The organism is Exiguobacterium sp. UBA7533, assembly GCF_002479335.1.
Taxonomy (GTDB): domain Bacteria; phylum Bacillota; class Bacilli; order Exiguobacteriales; family Exiguobacteriaceae; genus Exiguobacterium_A.
The window spans coordinates 153,575-168,716 of record NZ_DLMP01000014.1; the positions used below are offsets into that span (position 1 = coordinate 153,575).

Genomic DNA, 15,142 nt, shown 5'->3' on the forward strand with positions numbered 1-15,142 from the left:
ATGAAAAAGATCATCCAGTTTTCGGTGAACAATAAGTTTGCCCTCTGGCTTATGACGATCATCATCACAGTTGCCGGTATTTATGCGGGAACATCGATGAAGCTTGAGACATTGCCAGACATCACGACACCAACCGTGTCCGTGACGACAATTTATCCGGGTGCTACACCAGAACAGGTTTTAGATGAAGTCAGTCGAGAACTTGAAAGTAAGGTCGAAAATTTACCAGGTGTCGATACTGTACGTTCGACGTCCTTCCAAAATGCATCGAACTTACAAATTGACTACAACTTCAGTACAGACATGGAAGAAGCAGAGCAAAAGGTAAAAGAAGCTCTTTCAAACGTAGAACTACCAGAAGGTGTCCAAGAGCCACAAGTATCACGGATTTCCTTTGATGCATTTCCAGTCATCGGATTCGCTGTCTCAGACAAGGAACGCTCTCTGTCTGAGTTGACGAAACTCGTCGAAAACGAACTTCAACCGAAGCTTGAGGGAATCGAAGGTGCTCAAACGGTTCAAGTTGCAGGTCAAGAAATTCGTCGAATTGAGATTCAATTTGATGAGAAAAAACTCGAACGTTACGGTTTAACAGAAGAGAATGCGAAACAATTAATTCAAGCTAATGATTCACGTTTAGCGCTTGGTTTGTACGAGCTAGGAGATAAAGAACAGGCAGTTGTACTAGATGGAAAAGCAACGACGGTCAAAGAATTAAAAGATCTTCGTCTTCCATATACACCGCCAGCAGCGAATACTCCTGAAGCAGGGCAAGCAGGGCAAGCAGGGCAAGCAGGGCAAGCAGGGCAAGCAGGGCAAGCAGGGCAAGCAGGGCAAGCAGGGCAAGCAGGGCAAGCACCATCAGCAACAGGAGAGGCAGAGGCAGCATCCCAAACGACACCGTCGACAGGTGCTACGTCGGGACAAGCAACTCAAGCACCAACACAAGTACCAACTGTCACGTTGTCGCAAGTCGCGACGATTGAAGACAAAGGGATTGAAGAATCGATTTCTCGTTCGAATGGCGAAAGATCGATCGGTGTTCAAGTGACGAAATCGCAGGACGCAAATACGGTTGATGTCGTCAATGGCGTCAAGCAGACGATTAAAGACTTTGAAAAAGAAAACGGTTCGGTCAATGCATCTGTGACACTTGATCAAGGAAAACCAATCGAGGAATCCGTTTCAACGATGATTAGTAAGGCACTGATTGGTGCATTATTTGCCATCGTCATCATTTTGCTGTTCCTTCGAAACATCAAATCAACGATCATCGCAGTCATTTCGATTCCACTATCTCTTCTGATGGCGATTCTTGTGCTGAAGCAGATGGATATTTCTTTAAATATCATGACGCTTGGGGCAATGACGGTCGCAATTGGTCGAGTCGTTGATGATTCCATCGTCGTCATCGAAAATATTTACCGTCGTTTGACGGATCCGACAGAAAAGTTAAAAGGAAAAGAACTGATCATCAGTGCAACACGAGAAGTATTCATTCCAATCGCATCGTCAACGGTCGTTACGATTGCTGTATTCTTACCACTCGGATTTGTTACGGGATTCGTTGGAGAACTCTTCTTACCGTTCGCATTGACAGTCGTCTTTGCACTATTTGCGTCCTTGATCGTAGCGGTCACGGTCGTTCCGATGTTTGCGGACTCGCTCTTTAAGCGCGGTAAGGCACCAAAACCAGAAAAAGAAGAAGGTGGGAAGTTAGCGAACGGTTATCGTCGTATGCTGAATTGGTCGTTGAACCATAAATTCATCGTCTTTGGACTATCCGTCCTACTATTGATCGGAAGTTTTGCACTTGTACCAACAATTGGTGTCAACTTCTTGAATCAAGAAGGAGAAAAAACACTGTATGTCACGTACAATCCAAAACCAGGACAAACGTTGGATGATTCGTTAAAAGCAGCTGATCAAGCAGAAGATTATTTCAACAAACAAAAAAATATCGACAATCTTCAGTTTACCGTCGGTGGAGAAAATCCATTGAACCCAGGGAATACAAAACAAGGTGTCTTTATCGTCCAGTATGATCCAGACACAGAAGATTTCGCAGATGTTAAACAGACAGCAATCAAGCAGTTGAATGCCGACATTCCGACAGGAGAATGGAAAGAGCAAGACTTTAGTGGTGGAGCTGCGTCGTCAGGTGTCTCGTACTCGATCTTCGCGAATAACATTGAAGATTTAGAAAAAGTTACACCGAAATTCGTCGATGCGATCGAAGGCGAAACGAAATATGTTCGAAAAGTAACGACAGATTTAAAAGAAGCTTATACGCAGTATACGTTCGAAGTCGATCAGCAAAAAGCGGCTGAGTTCGGTATTTCAACAGCACAACTCGCACAAGGTATCGCGAATGTCCAAGGTGAGGAAAAACCACTTTCTACTATTAAGGTGGATGGGAAGGAACTCGATGTCATCGTTCCAAACGAACAAACGACATATGATTCGATACGAGACTTGGAAGAGACAGATGTCGTGACACCACTTGGTGTTCGTAAACTGTCCGATTTTGTTGAAGTGAAAAAAGGAACGACACCTGACTCACTCAACGAACGCGATGGAAAACTCGTTGCTACTGTGACAGCAGAACTGAAAACGGATAAAGCAACAGAAGCTTCTCAAGCGATTGAAAAATCCGTCAAGAATATCGATCGTCCAACGGGTGTCTCGTATGAGCAAGGCGGAGTTACTGAACAGATCCAAGAATCATTCACACAACTCGGTCTAGCAATGGCAGCAGCTGTAGCCATCGTCTATCTCGTCCTTGTCATTACGTTCGGAGGAGCATTGACGCCACTCGTCATCTTGTTCTCACTTCCATTCGCAATCATCGGTGGGCTCGTTGCACTTCTGATTACAGGCGAGACGATTTCTGTATCGTCCTTAATCGGTGCCTTGATGTTGATTGGGATCGTCGTGACAAATGCGATCGTCTTGATCGACCGTGTCATTCATAAAGAAGCAGAAGGTTTATCGACGCGTCAAGCACTACTCGATGCAGCAGGTACACGTTTACGTCCAATCTTGATGACAGCCCTTGCGACGATCGGTGCCCTTGCACCACTCGCCCTTGGACTCGAAGGTGGCGCATTAATTTCAAAAGGATTAGGCGTGACGGTCATCGGTGGACTTACAAGTTCGACATTGTTGACACTTCTTATCGTTCCAATCGTGTACGAATTCTTAGCACGTTTCCGAAAAAAGAAGTCAATTGATTCTTGAAAAAACGATTAAATCACTAAAACGGACAGATATGCAGAAATGGCGAGAATAAGCCATTCAGCATATCTGTTTTTTTGTTTTGTTACAAAAGTATTACAAGAAAGAATTCGCGTTAAATAACTGTAACATGATGAAAATCTGGAACGTGATAGGATAAAAACATAAATTATCTGACAATTCAAGTGCATATTATACTCATACATAAGAGGAGAATGAATCGATGAAAACTGTCACTCGCGTTTTGCTAACCTTAACGTTACTAATCAGTAGCTGGACACTCGTTCCGTCATCAACACAAGCCGCAACGAGTAAGAAAGTCACGATCTCCGTGGATGTGTTAAATATCCGAGCGAAAGCGACAGCATCGAGTAAGCGAGTCGGTCAATTGAAACTTGGACAGTCCGTGGCAGTGAGCGGAAAAGTGAAAGATTGGTACCAAATTCGTCATCAAGGAAAAACAGCGTATATCGCTTCGATGTATACGAAAGCATACAATGCAAAAGCAACAAAAGGATTGAGCAAAACAGGGTCAACAATCGTATCGGTAGCGGAAGGTCTTAAAGGACGTCCTTATGTTTTTGGCGCGACGGGTCCAGTTAGCTTTGATTGCTCTGGATTTACACGTTACGTCTATCAAGCACTAGGAAAATCACTTCCGCGCACAGCAGCTGCTCAGTATTCATCGACGAAACGTACAGCTCCTGGTGCCGGGGATCTCGTCTTCTTTACACACGGTAGTGGCATTCAGCACGTTGGGATCGCTGTCGATGGGAGTACGATGATCAATGCGAACTCGTACTATGGAAGAGTTGTCAAAGAATCGTTCCGTGGAGGCTACTGGGGATCACGGTATGTAGCGGCAGGGGCACTTTAAACGAAATGAAGCGACGAATTCAAATCGATGAACTCGTCGCTTTTTTATATGGATTCAGGTATAAGGAAGAACGGTCGTTCCAGCAATGAACGTTGACGGTACTTCGATTTGCGGACGAATATTCATATCGTTTCGAACTGTTAGCTGAAAAGCATGTCGTCCGATCGTGGCATACGGAATCGCGATCGTCGTCATCGATAAGACTTCAGCGAGTTCACTTCCATCAAAGCCAATGACAGAGAGATCTCCCGGGACCTGATAGCCTTGTTTTCGTAGTTCCAAGATCAGTCCCGCGGCAACGTGATCACTGGCAGTCAAGATGGCGCTCGGTCGTTGTTTCTGTTGCATCCAGCGCCTTGCGACGTTCGCACCATCTTCGATCGTCAATGTCTGTTCATAGACGAACGCGTCACTGACAACTTCTTGATACGCATGTTTACGCGCCAAACTATTCGTACTGTCGGGGCGCCAGAGACAAATACCAATGCTTGTATGTCCTTGTTGTCGTAGATGTGCAAGTCCCTGTTGAAAGGCCGTATAGTGATCGATATAGACAGCAGCGACGTCTTCGTGGTGTTCACAAAAGACAATCGGTCCATAGCGTTCGTACGGTAAAATCGCTGATAACGGAAGGCTGTGCGACACGACGATGAGTGCGTCGATCTCCTGTTGCGCTAGCGCATCAAGAGCGAGTTGCTCATGCGTTTCCACATAATTCGTTTGCCACGTCAAGAAACGATAACTGGCGTCAAAAGCCGCTTGTGCGATGCCTTGGAGAATGGCGGCGTGATATGGATGATCAACGAATGGGAGCATGACACCGACCGTCTTCGTCATGCCCGTCGAAAGATGGACAGCGGTTTGATTACGGATATAGCCAAGTTTTACTATCGCTTCTCGGACAGCTTGTCGCTTCTCGTTCGCCACGTATGGGTGATCATTTAGTACACGTGAGACTGTCGTGACGGACACGTTTGCTTCACGTGCCAAGTCTCGGATGTTCGTCATCGCGCATCCCTCCTTTAGGTCTGGCGAGATAATCGTTGTTCAAGTCGGCGCCAATCCTGTCGGGAGACGGGAGCCGAGAATGGAGATGTCTGTTCAGCCAATTCATTGATTTTTGAGAGCAGTCGTGTTTTTTCTTGAGGAGACAAATCAGGATATTGATCAACCAACGTGTGTTGACACAAATAATAGCCTGCTGGTGTGTGCAATTGTTCAATCGCCCATTCAAAAGCAACATTCCGCTTGAATAGCTGGGTTAACCGAGTATGGATCGACATGATGATTACCTCCTTTTTAGTGTATATCAAGACGATAGGGTATGAAACGCGTTTCACGGCAAGAACTATTTTTGAGCAATGGATTGATTGAGAAAATTCAGCAAGAATTGACCGAGTAGACAAAGAAGTCTATGATTGTGACGATACAACACAAAGAGGGGCGAACGTAAAATGGAATCGACAGACTCGAAGCTGGCATTAAAAATGCTCGTTGTTCTATCTCGGACGATGCATGCGGTGACGGAGCAAGTAAAGGCAGACATCAAAACACATCAGTTGAATTTATCGGAATTCGGAGTCCTGGAATTGCTTTACCACAAAGGGGATACGCCTTTACAACAGATTGGCGATAAAATTCTGTTAACGAGCGGCAGTGTGACGTATGTCGTCGATAAACTCGAAAAGCGTGGATTGATTGCGCGAAAATCATGTGCGACGGATCGTCGTGTCACGTTTGGAACATTAACGGAAGCTGGACGCGAACTGATGGAAGAGACATTCCCGAAGCATGAAGCCTTTTTAGCAGACTTGTTCAAGGATTTGTCAGTGTCGGAAAAGGAACAGTTGATTGATCAATTGAAACGAATCGGTTTACGAGCCGAACATTATACGCCGCTCGAAAATGCATAAGGATTAGCACTCATATGATGGAAAAGGCTCAAGTCACGGACTTGAGCTTTTTTTTCTACAATCAAAAGTCAAACTAATTGACAAACGAAAAGGTGGTTGGTATGTTTATTTACAGAATTTACTTTAAATAAAAGGGAGAAATAATAATGACTAAATTACTTTATGTAACTGTTAACCCAAAAGCTACAGAACACTCTTTCAGCCTTCAAGTCGGTGAAGCATTCCTCGAAAGCTACAAAGCAGCGAATCCTTCAGCTGAAGTAGAAGTTCTTGACCTATATAACGAAACAGTCCAAGAAATCGACACAGACGTGTTAAGCGCATGGGGCAAATTCGCAACAGGCGAAGAATTAACAGAAGTGGAGATCGCAAAAGTTGGTACGATGACAAAACATCTCGAACAATACATGGAAGCAGATGAGTATGTCTTCGTCACACCAATGTGGAACTTCTCTTTCCCAGCACGTCTCAAAATGTACATCGACAGCGTACTTCTTGCAGGTAAAACATTCGCTTACACTGCAGAAGGTCCTAAAGGTTTGATGGAAGGCAAAAAAGCACTCCACATCCAAGCGACAGGTGGCGTGTACACAGGATCTGGTCTTAACTTCGGTGATGACTACCTCCGTCAAGCACTTGCTTTCACTGGTGTAACAGACTACGATGCCCTCTTCATCGAAGGTATGGCGATGAACCCAGAAAAAGCAGAAGAAATCAAAGAAGCAGCAATCGCAAAAGCGAAAGAACTCGGTCGTTCATTCTCGACTGTCAACGCATAAGATAAGCGTAAAAAAGGCTCCCGCCGTGTCGGGAGCCTTTTTGTATTTGTATTGAGTTAAGAGAGCGTTGATTTTTTGCGAAGCACAAGCGTCAGGAAGAGCAACAAATCTTTTAATTTCTCAAAGCCGCGGGGATGCGTCGAGATACGATAGAGCCACTCTAGCTTGAGGCGACGGAATAATTTTGGAGCACGCTTACTATGTCCGGACCAGACATCGAATGCACCACCGACACCGATGAAGATGCCGTGATCGACTTGATCATAAACAGAAGCGATCCATTCCTCCTGTTTTGGCGCACCGAGTGCGACGAGGATAAGATCAGCTTGTACTTCTGCGATCGCTTGCGTTGCTTCCTCTGTCCTTCCAAAACCGTGAAACGTTCCGACGAAGCGGATGTTCGGAAAACGAATCGATAACTGATGGATCAACGATTTCATAACTTCCGGGCGTCCACCAAGCAAAAAGACACGCTTCTTCAGTGCATCTGCCGTCCGCAATAGTTCACGTGCCGTCTCGATCCCTGGCAATGTCGCAGTGAGGGGCGCTCCCATTCGTTTACTGGCAGCGGTCACACCAATTCCATCTGGTGTGATAAACGTCGCCTGCCGTAAAATGGCTTCGTAAGAAGGTTCGCGCAATGCACGCAACACGAGCTCAGGATTCGCCGTGACAAGAAAGGCTTTTCCGCGGTCGTGTAAGATTGTTTTAATATGGGTATACCATTGCGAAGGTGTCGCATCGACGAATGGTAGTCCAAATAATTGTTTTGTCTGAATCATAGTTTCCCACCTCATCATCCATCATAGCAGAATCAAGACGTACGAACAGCGACTTGAGACTGAAAAAGGAGCGGATCCATGTGCATACATCTTGGCAAACGGTGTTAAAAGAAGAAAAGGAAAAACCTTATTTTCAGGAGTTGTGGGCTTTTTTGAAGGAAGCCTATCAAACGACGACCGTCTATCCTCCGAAAGAGCGGATCTTTCATGCGTTTGATGCGGTCGCACCGGAAGACGTCCGGTGCGTCATTTTAGGACAAGATCCCTACCATGGTCCAGGACAAGCGAACGGACTCAGCTTTTCTGTCCATGACGGAGTTCCGATCCCGCCGTCCCTTCGAAACATGTATAAGGAACTCGTCGCGGATATCGGTTGTCCGGCTCCTACATCCGGAAATCTCGAAGCTTGGTCACGACAAGGTGTCTTTTTACTGAATACGTCGCTCACGGTTGAAGAAGGAAAAGCGGGATCGCATGCTAAAAAAGGCTGGGCATCATTCACGGATCGGGTCATTGAAGTCCTAGGAACACAGACACAACCGATCGTGTTCATCCTATGGGGAAATCACGCGAAGAGTAAAAAGGTGCTGATTGATACGAATCGTCATCTTGTTCTCGAAGCCGTTCATCCAAGTCCCTTATCAGCGAGCCGAGGATTTTTCGGTAGCAAACCTTATTCGCAAACGAATGCTTGGCTGAAAGAGCAGGGAAGAGAGCCAATTGACTGGTGTTTATCGTAAATCAAAAGCGTGTGTTCCGTTGAATGCGGAACACACGCTTTTTTGAGTTACTCAGTGACTTGAGATAGTCGGTTCTTCATCCATCATGAACTTTTCGACGACGAGGGCGACACCATCTTCATCGTTCGAAGCAGTCATATACTGGGCTTTTTCTTTAACGGTATCGGCTGCATTCGCCATCGCGACGCCAAGACCTGCCCATTCGATCATCGATAGATCGTTGTTGCCGTCTCCACAAGCAATGACTTCTTCCTGAGCGATACCAAGCTTCTCAGACAGTAAGGCAAGGCTTGTGCCTTTTGTGACACCGTCTTCCGTGAATTCAAGGAAAAATGGCTTTGAGCGAGCAACCGCGAGTTCCCCTGCAAGCTCTTGTTGAAGCGTCTGCTCGACCCGCGCGAGGTGTGTCTCTTCTGCCATCATTAAACACTTGACGACAGGTGTTTGAATCACTGTTTTAAAATCAGCGACGGGAATGACGTCCATACCAGTCAATTGTCCTTCGAGTGTCGTATACTCGTTCGGTTGTTCTGTCAGAATCTCATGTCCGACATACGTGTGAATGTAGACATCCTCCCGTTTACTTACATCATAAAGACGATGGACCGTCTCCGGAGAGAGGGTACTGAGGAAAAGTGATTCGTTCGTTTTGCAATCGATGATCGAAGCTCCGTTGAAGCTCAGGATGTAGCTTCCGTATCGTGCGAGTTCTAGTTCTTCTGCAAGATCAAGCATCGCATATGTCGGACGACCGCTTGCAAGAACGACTTTCTTCCCACGACGTTGCGCAGCAAGTAAGGCTTCTTTCGTACGTGGTGAAATCGTATGATCACTTGTCAACAAGGTATCATCTAAATCGAGAACAATCATTTTGTACGTCATACATTCAAACCCCTTTCAATTATCTGTATATCGTAACAACTTGTGTCCCATTCGACAATATACTCTCCATTGAGAGAGTATGATAAAGTGGAAACAGAGCCCGTACGGAAAGGATTCCAACTTTATGAAATATCTCTTCATGATCATATCAAGTCTATTATTAGCAGGATGCAGTACGATGTTTCCGCATCCCGCCTCTCTACTCCAACATCCGTCCCTTCCGGCATGGGAGCAGTCGTTGAAAGAGCGGATTGACCGCGATTTGCCGAAACAGGCAGAAATCGTGGCGCCACGAAATCAAGCAGTATCCCGTCTATACGAACTCGTTGATTTAGATCGAAACGGTAAGGATGAGGCGATCACCTTCTACCGTAGTGAGCAGGATGGACGTTTCACGATTCATCTTCTCGTTCATGAACGACAAGGTGAAAAATGGCGACTTGTGACACGGCAGACAGTTGCTGATGGGCGAGCCATCGATCGACTCGAAGTCGTATCTGACGCGCAACATAAACAAAACCATTTAGTCATCGGGATTACCAGTTATGGTGAAAGCACGTTATATATCATTGAACAGCTGTTGTCGAAGCAACGAGATGTCACGAAGGTGGATCGGTATGACCGCCTGTCGGTGGATGATTTGAATCAAGATCGCGAGCGAGATATGGTGCTTCTACAAAAGGGAAGTCCATCTCGTTTGATCTATTATAAGGATATCTTGTCGAAAAAGCGTCAAGAGACGACGCTAGCGACAAAAGATGGCGATTTATTCGCAGAACATGATTTATTTGAAGTCGATACGATCAATGCTGCGCGCAATAAAGGCTTGATTGTCTCTTATACACGTGATGCTAAGATGCACATCGCATTATTCCGTTTAGCGAACGATACGTTGGAACAAGTGCGCTTCGGTCAAGTCGATGAGATCGTTGAACCGATGTATACGTTTCCGAAGGATGTCGATCAAGACGGAATCGTCGAGTTCGGTCATCAATATACGCCGGGCGGTAGTGAAGGGCGTGAAGGTGAGCCGAAACCACGTATCACCGCGTACTACACATGGAATGGATCGGACAATCCGCCATTTCTTGAGAGTGGATTCGAACTACGGGAAGAGCAGTACATTGATCAGGAATACAATTTCGTTATGCGTTTCCCGGCCAATTGGGCGACACGGGAAACGATCGAAAAACGTGAAAATCGCGTTCGTTTCATCAATCGGGATACGAAGCAGGTTGATTTTGAATTAGAGATCATTCCAAAGAATCAATACATTGCTAGTGACCAAAAACGAAAAATTAAAGAGGGCATCGATTATGTCTATGTGATCGATGCGACGAAGGATTATGAAATGTTCGTCAATCGTGTCACACTCGTGGAATAAAGAATCAGGGGGAGAAAAGAATGACCAAAATACTAGTAGCCGAGGATGAACACGCGATTCGCAGTTTCATCGTCATCAATTTGAAACGGGCAGGCTATGACGTCATTGAAGCGGAAAACGGAAAAGAGGCACTCGCGCAATTTGATCAACAAACCTTTGATATTCTGTTACTGGATATCATGATGCCAGAAGTCGATGGTTTCGCTGTCTGTGAACAGGCGCGGGCGAAGGATGAAGTGGTCGGGATCATCATGCTGACGGCACGGACGCGAGAAGAAGATAAAGTCATGGGACTAAGCGTAGGGGCCGATGACTACATCGCGAAGCCGTTCAGTCCAGCAGAATTACTCGCACGTATCCAGTCGCTCCTGCGACGGGTAGAGACATTACACCGCAGAAAACAGCCGCGTGAACTTGTTTCTGGACCGTTCCGAATTGATTTAGGAGCGAAGCGTGTCCAAAAAGACGGCATTGACGTCGAAGTGACGCCGACTGAATATGATTTACTTTGTCATTTCATTAAAAATGAGGATCAAGTCATGTCGCGAGATGAACTACTCGATGCGGTATGGGGCGAGAACTATTTCGGCGATCGAAAGACAGTCGATGTCAACATTCGCCGTCTTCGTCAAAAAATCGAAGAAAATCCAGCGGAACCGAAGTTCATCGAGACACTGTGGGGACATGGATACAAGTGGCGTAACGAAGAATGAAGCGCCAGATATTAATGCGGTTCATGACGATCATCACGGTGACGGTCCTACTTGTCATCGGGATTCTCTCATTCGTGACCTATAACTATTATTACGTGACGGCGACGGATGTCTTGAAACGTCATGCGAATGCGAGTGCGGTGTTGTTTGCAAATAGTGGTCTCGCTTATGATTACACGGATTCAGAAGCGACGATTCATGATGTACTCGATTCTTATGCCTATCCAGATGCAGAAATCGAAGTGTTGGATGCGACAGGCATTCCGCGCTATTCCTCGACAGGGTTCATTTCGCAACGTAAATTGACGCGAGAGGCAGTCAATCAAGTAAGAGCGGGTCAAACCGTCACGAAACGATATGACGATGAGGCGACGGGAGAGCATTTGCTGGAAGTGACGGAACCTGTCGTGTCATTCGGTCAGACGACGGGAGCGCTCCGTTATACGACATCGCTTGAACGAATCGACCGACGTGTGATTGAAATTTGTTTAGCAATCGTCCTCTTGGGTACAGTAGTTTGGGGACTTGCCTTCATTTATTCCTCACGTCTGGTGTCTTCGATCGTTCGACCTATCCAAGAGGTAATCGGTGCGTCGGACCAAATCGCGAAACAACATTACGACGTTAAGGTGAACGAGGAGTATTCGTTCGAACTTGGAGAACTAGCACGGACGATCAATTATATGGGGCAACAGATCAAACAACAGGAAACATTGAAAGATGAATTCATTTCGGGTATCTCCCATGAGTTACGGACACCGTTGACATCGATCAAAGGCTGGAGTGAGACGTTACTCGTCGAACAGGATCAGTTGCCGGAAGAGGCGTCGCTTGGGATGGGCATCATTCATTCAGAGACGGAGCGTTTGATTTCGCTCGTTGAACAGTTACTCGATTTCTCAAAACTCGAGACGAGTCGTCTCGTCCTATACCGTCAGGAAGTCAACTTAACGGAAATCATCGAGACCGTCGCAGCGCAACTACGGCAAAAGCTGGAAGAGAAAAATGTTCAGATTGTGCAAAAGTTACCGGCGCAAGTCATTGGTCTATACGACGAAAACCGATTGAAACAAGTCTTCTTGAACCTGCTTGATAATGCAATCCGTTTTTCACCAATTGGAGGAGCGATTACGGTTCGACTCGTTCGTTCCGAGCGTGTGTTATTCCTTTCTTTCAGTGACGAAGGACCTGGTATTCCGAAAGAACACCTACGTCATGTCACGGAAAAGTTTTATCAAGTGCAAAAAGGAAAGGGCGGAACGGGACTCGGGCTATCGATTTGTCGAGAGCTTGTTGAAGCACATGAAGGCAAGCTATTCATCGACAATCAGCCAGAAGGCGGCGTCATCGCGACGATTCTGCTCCCTGTCACGAAAGCGTAAACACTCAGACAGGCAGAGTGAAACAGAAACTGGTAAAGTAAAGTGGATTATAGTACGAAATGGATCAGATGATAGGAAACGGAGGAATCAGTCATGGCACTTGGTGTTTCAAATGGTACGCTTCAACCGCTCTCCGGAAAACCGAATGCGGTATCTACTCAAACCGATCTACAGGATATGAAAATGCGTCCGCTCCCGTTCAAAGGAACGCTTGCGGATTCGAAGTTCCACCTCTTACGTATTCTACAAAGCCTCGACCGAGTCAAAATCGTTAAGGAGGAAGGAACATACATCCATGCCATCTTCACGAGTAAAGTCTTTCGCTTCAAGGATGACGTCGAATTTTACTTCGATGAAGCCGCGCAAGTGATTCATTTCCGTTCGGCATCACGTGTCGGATACTCTGACTGGGGCGTCAACCGTAAACGGATGGAAGACATCACACGTCGGTATGAGGAGGGTTTGCGATGAAGACCTATCAATTAGTTGTCATCGGTGGTGGTGCAGCCGGAATGACGATTGCTGCCGGTGCAGCAAGTCTTGGTGCACATGTTGCCCTGATTGAACGTCATGCACATCTAGGTGGAGATTGTCTCCACTATGGTTGTGTTCCTTCAAAGGCTTTGATTGAAGCCGCACACGACGTGCACGTCATGAAGCGGACGGCTGAAAAATACAACGTGACGCTGAACGGAGACGCGGTCTATTCCAAAACGAAAGCAAGCGTTGATCGTGCGCGTAACATCATTCAATCACATGATGGAACGAAACGATTTGAAGATCTTGGTGTCGATGTCTATATCGGAGAAGCGACATTCCTTAGTGCACATGAAGTCGAAGTAGCGGGACAGCTTGTCGTTGGTGAAAAGTTTGCGATCTCAACAGGATCCCAACCGATCATTCCACCGATTGATGGACTAGATACGATCGATTATTTAACGAACGAGACGATCTTTGAATTAACAGAGCGTCCTGAGCGGCTGCTCGTTATTGGTGGTGGGGCGATCGGTCTTGAGCTGTCGCAAGCTTACGCGCACCTCGGAACGGAAGTCACAGTTATCGAGGGCATGAAGACGCTGCTCGGAAAAGAAGATCGTGACATGGTCGAAGTCATTCAACGTCAGCTCGAGCAAGAATTGACGTTGCATCTCGATACGAAGGTCACGCATGTCCGCAAGTCAGCTAGAGGCATCGAAGTGACGGTCGAAGCAAATGGGGAATCACGTGTCATCGAAACGGATGCCGTTCTTGTCGCGGTCGGTCGTAAGCCACGCATCGAGGCGTTACGTCTTGACCGGGCTGGTGTTCATGTCGAAAAAGGATTCGTCCAAGTCGACGGTTCGCTCCGGACAAGTCAGCGGCATATCTTTGCCGTCGGAGATACGATTGATTCCTTACCGTTTACGCACGTCGCAGGACTAGAAGGAAAAACCGTCGTCACAAATGCTTTGTTCGGTTTACGGACGAAACCTGATTATCGAGCGGTCCCGTGGGTAACATTCACAACGCCTGAATTGTTCCATCTCGGTTTGACAGAAGAAGAAGCACGTAAGAAACACGGTGACATCAAAGTCTACCAGACGGGTCTCGATGAAGTGGATCGTTTCGTCATCAATGGTCAGACGGAAGGGCGCGTCAAGCTCATCGCCGATAAACGCGGGAAACTGATCGGGGCACATGCAATCGGAGAACAAGCCGGCGAGTGGATGCAAGAAGTCGTCTATGCAATGGCACGTAAAGATAAGGTCGGTCAACTGTCACGTGTCGTGCATCCGTATCCGATTCGTGGTGCTGCCGTTCAGCGTGCTGCTGATGTCTACTGGCGTGAGCGTTTATTCGCTGGTCCGATCCCAAAATGGTTGAAACGTTATTTCGACTGGAAACAAGGAGAATGATTCATGCAACAACCTGCTACTAAACGGAATTTTGTCCCACTCGTCATCCTGTTGACTCTTGTCATCAACCTACTCGTGGCTCTCTTATTTTTTGCGCCACCTGTACAAGTCGACTCAGGATTCGATTGGACGTTACTTCCTTTTTTGAACGCCATCTTTAATAGTTTTACCTTCATGCTGTTGCTCGGCGCATGGATTTCGATTCGTCGCGGTAATCGCGTGAATCATCGCCGCTTCATTGGTGGTGCGATGACGACGACAACGCTATTCTTGATTTCATACGTCACGTACCATGCAGTCAGTGAATCGACGAAGTTTGGTGGAGAAGGATTTGTTCGTCCGATCTATTTCTTCATCTTGATTACGCACATCATTCTAGCTGCAGTCATCGTTCCGCTCGTCTTGATGTCACTCGCGCATGCTGTGAATCAAAATTTCGAAAAGCATAAAAAATGGACACGCTTTACGATGCCGCTTTGGTTATACGTCAGCTTCACTGGCGTCATCGTCTATATCATGATTCGTCCGTATTATTGAAAAGATCCTTCGTGGGTAACC

At 46.5% G+C, this 15,142-nt stretch carries 15 protein-coding genes; 11 read left to right on the forward strand and 4 right to left on the reverse strand.

Going from position 1 to position 15,142, the window contains the following annotated elements:
- Positions 1-3,240 (forward strand): efflux RND transporter permease subunit, encoded by a 3,240-nt coding sequence (locus B2U10_RS13760; protein WP_290788305.1) that lies wholly within the window; start codon positions 1-3, stop codon positions 3,238-3,240.
- Positions 3,241-3,460: 220 nt separating this feature from the next.
- The gene (locus tag B2U10_RS13765; protein ID WP_035412031.1) at positions 3,461-4,114 is read left to right on the forward strand and encodes a C40 family peptidase; all 654 of its coding nucleotides are present in this window, start codon (positions 3,461-3,463) and stop codon (positions 4,112-4,114) included.
- A gap of 54 nt (positions 4,115-4,168) precedes the next feature.
- Here the strand turns inward: B2U10_RS13765 and B2U10_RS13770 are convergent, their stop codons facing one another.
- Both B2U10_RS13770 and B2U10_RS13775 read right to left on the reverse strand, forming a co-directional pair.
- Positions 4,169-5,122, reverse strand: coding sequence for a LacI family DNA-binding transcriptional regulator (locus tag B2U10_RS13770; protein WP_035412034.1), 954 nt, complete (start codon positions 5,120-5,122; stop codon positions 4,169-4,171).
- A gap of 14 nt (positions 5,123-5,136) precedes the next feature.
- Positions 5,137-5,397 (reverse strand): hypothetical protein, encoded by a 261-nt coding sequence (locus tag B2U10_RS13775; RefSeq protein WP_035412036.1) that lies wholly within the window; start codon positions 5,395-5,397, stop codon positions 5,137-5,139.
- Positions 5,398-5,568: 171 nt separating this feature from the next.
- On the opposite strand from B2U10_RS13775, the gene B2U10_RS13780 reads away from it, so the two are divergent.
- Positions 5,569-6,027, forward strand: a complete 459-nt coding sequence (locus B2U10_RS13780; protein ID WP_035412039.1) for a MarR family winged helix-turn-helix transcriptional regulator — start codon at positions 5,569-5,571, stop codon at positions 6,025-6,027.
- A gap of 146 nt (positions 6,028-6,173) precedes the next feature.
- Complete coding sequence (locus B2U10_RS13785; RefSeq protein ID WP_023469709.1) at positions 6,174-6,806, forward strand: NAD(P)H-dependent oxidoreductase; 633 nt, start codon at positions 6,174-6,176, stop codon at positions 6,804-6,806.
- Positions 6,807-6,862: 56 nt separating this feature from the next.
- On the opposite strand, the gene B2U10_RS13790 is transcribed toward B2U10_RS13785, so the two are convergent.
- The gene (locus tag B2U10_RS13790) at positions 6,863-7,588 is read right to left on the reverse strand and encodes a WecB/TagA/CpsF family glycosyltransferase (protein ID WP_290753513.1); all 726 of its coding nucleotides are present in this window, start codon (positions 7,586-7,588) and stop codon (positions 6,863-6,865) included.
- Positions 7,589-7,668: 80 nt separating this feature from the next.
- On the opposite strand from B2U10_RS13790, the gene B2U10_RS13795 reads away from it, so the two are divergent.
- Positions 7,669-8,328, forward strand: a complete 660-nt coding sequence (locus B2U10_RS13795; protein WP_290788310.1) for a uracil-DNA glycosylase — start codon at positions 7,669-7,671, stop codon at positions 8,326-8,328.
- Between the two features lie 51 nt (positions 8,329-8,379).
- Here B2U10_RS13795 and B2U10_RS13800 read toward each other — a convergent pair whose 3' ends face one another.
- On the reverse strand, positions 8,380-9,210 hold the full coding sequence (locus tag B2U10_RS13800; RefSeq protein ID WP_290788313.1) for a Cof-type HAD-IIB family hydrolase: 831 nt from the start codon (positions 9,208-9,210) through the stop codon (positions 8,380-8,382).
- Between the two features lie 178 nt (positions 9,211-9,388).
- Here B2U10_RS13800 and B2U10_RS13805 point away from each other — a divergent pair, with 178 nt between their 5' ends.
- The 6 genes from B2U10_RS13805 (at position 9,389) to B2U10_RS13830 (ending at position 15,121) form a co-directional block, all read left to right on the forward strand.
- Positions 9,389-10,594, forward strand: coding sequence for a hypothetical protein (locus B2U10_RS13805; protein WP_290788316.1), 1,206 nt, complete (start codon positions 9,389-9,391; stop codon positions 10,592-10,594).
- A gap of 20 nt (positions 10,595-10,614) precedes the next feature.
- Positions 10,615-11,307, forward strand: a complete 693-nt coding sequence (locus tag B2U10_RS13810) for a response regulator transcription factor (RefSeq protein WP_290788319.1) — start codon at positions 10,615-10,617, stop codon at positions 11,305-11,307.
- A complete protein-coding gene (locus tag B2U10_RS13815) occupies positions 11,304-12,689 on the forward strand; it encodes a sensor histidine kinase (RefSeq protein ID WP_035412052.1) in 1,386 nt (461 codons plus the stop codon). The genes B2U10_RS13810 and B2U10_RS13815 overlap by 4 nt, the downstream gene beginning before the upstream one ends.
- A 93-nt stretch (positions 12,690-12,782) precedes the next feature.
- Entirely contained in the window at positions 12,783-13,160 is a 378-nt protein-coding gene (locus tag B2U10_RS13820; protein ID WP_056064860.1) for a DUF1499 domain-containing protein, read from the forward strand.
- A complete protein-coding gene (locus B2U10_RS13825; protein ID WP_290788322.1) occupies positions 13,157-14,584 on the forward strand; it encodes a dihydrolipoyl dehydrogenase family protein in 1,428 nt (475 codons plus the stop codon). The genes B2U10_RS13820 and B2U10_RS13825 overlap by 4 nt, the downstream gene beginning before the upstream one ends.
- 3 nt (positions 14,585-14,587) lie before the next feature.
- A complete protein-coding gene (locus tag B2U10_RS13830) occupies positions 14,588-15,121 on the forward strand; it encodes a DUF420 domain-containing protein (RefSeq protein ID WP_056064864.1) in 534 nt (177 codons plus the stop codon).
- Positions 15,122-15,142 lie beyond the last annotated feature (21 nt).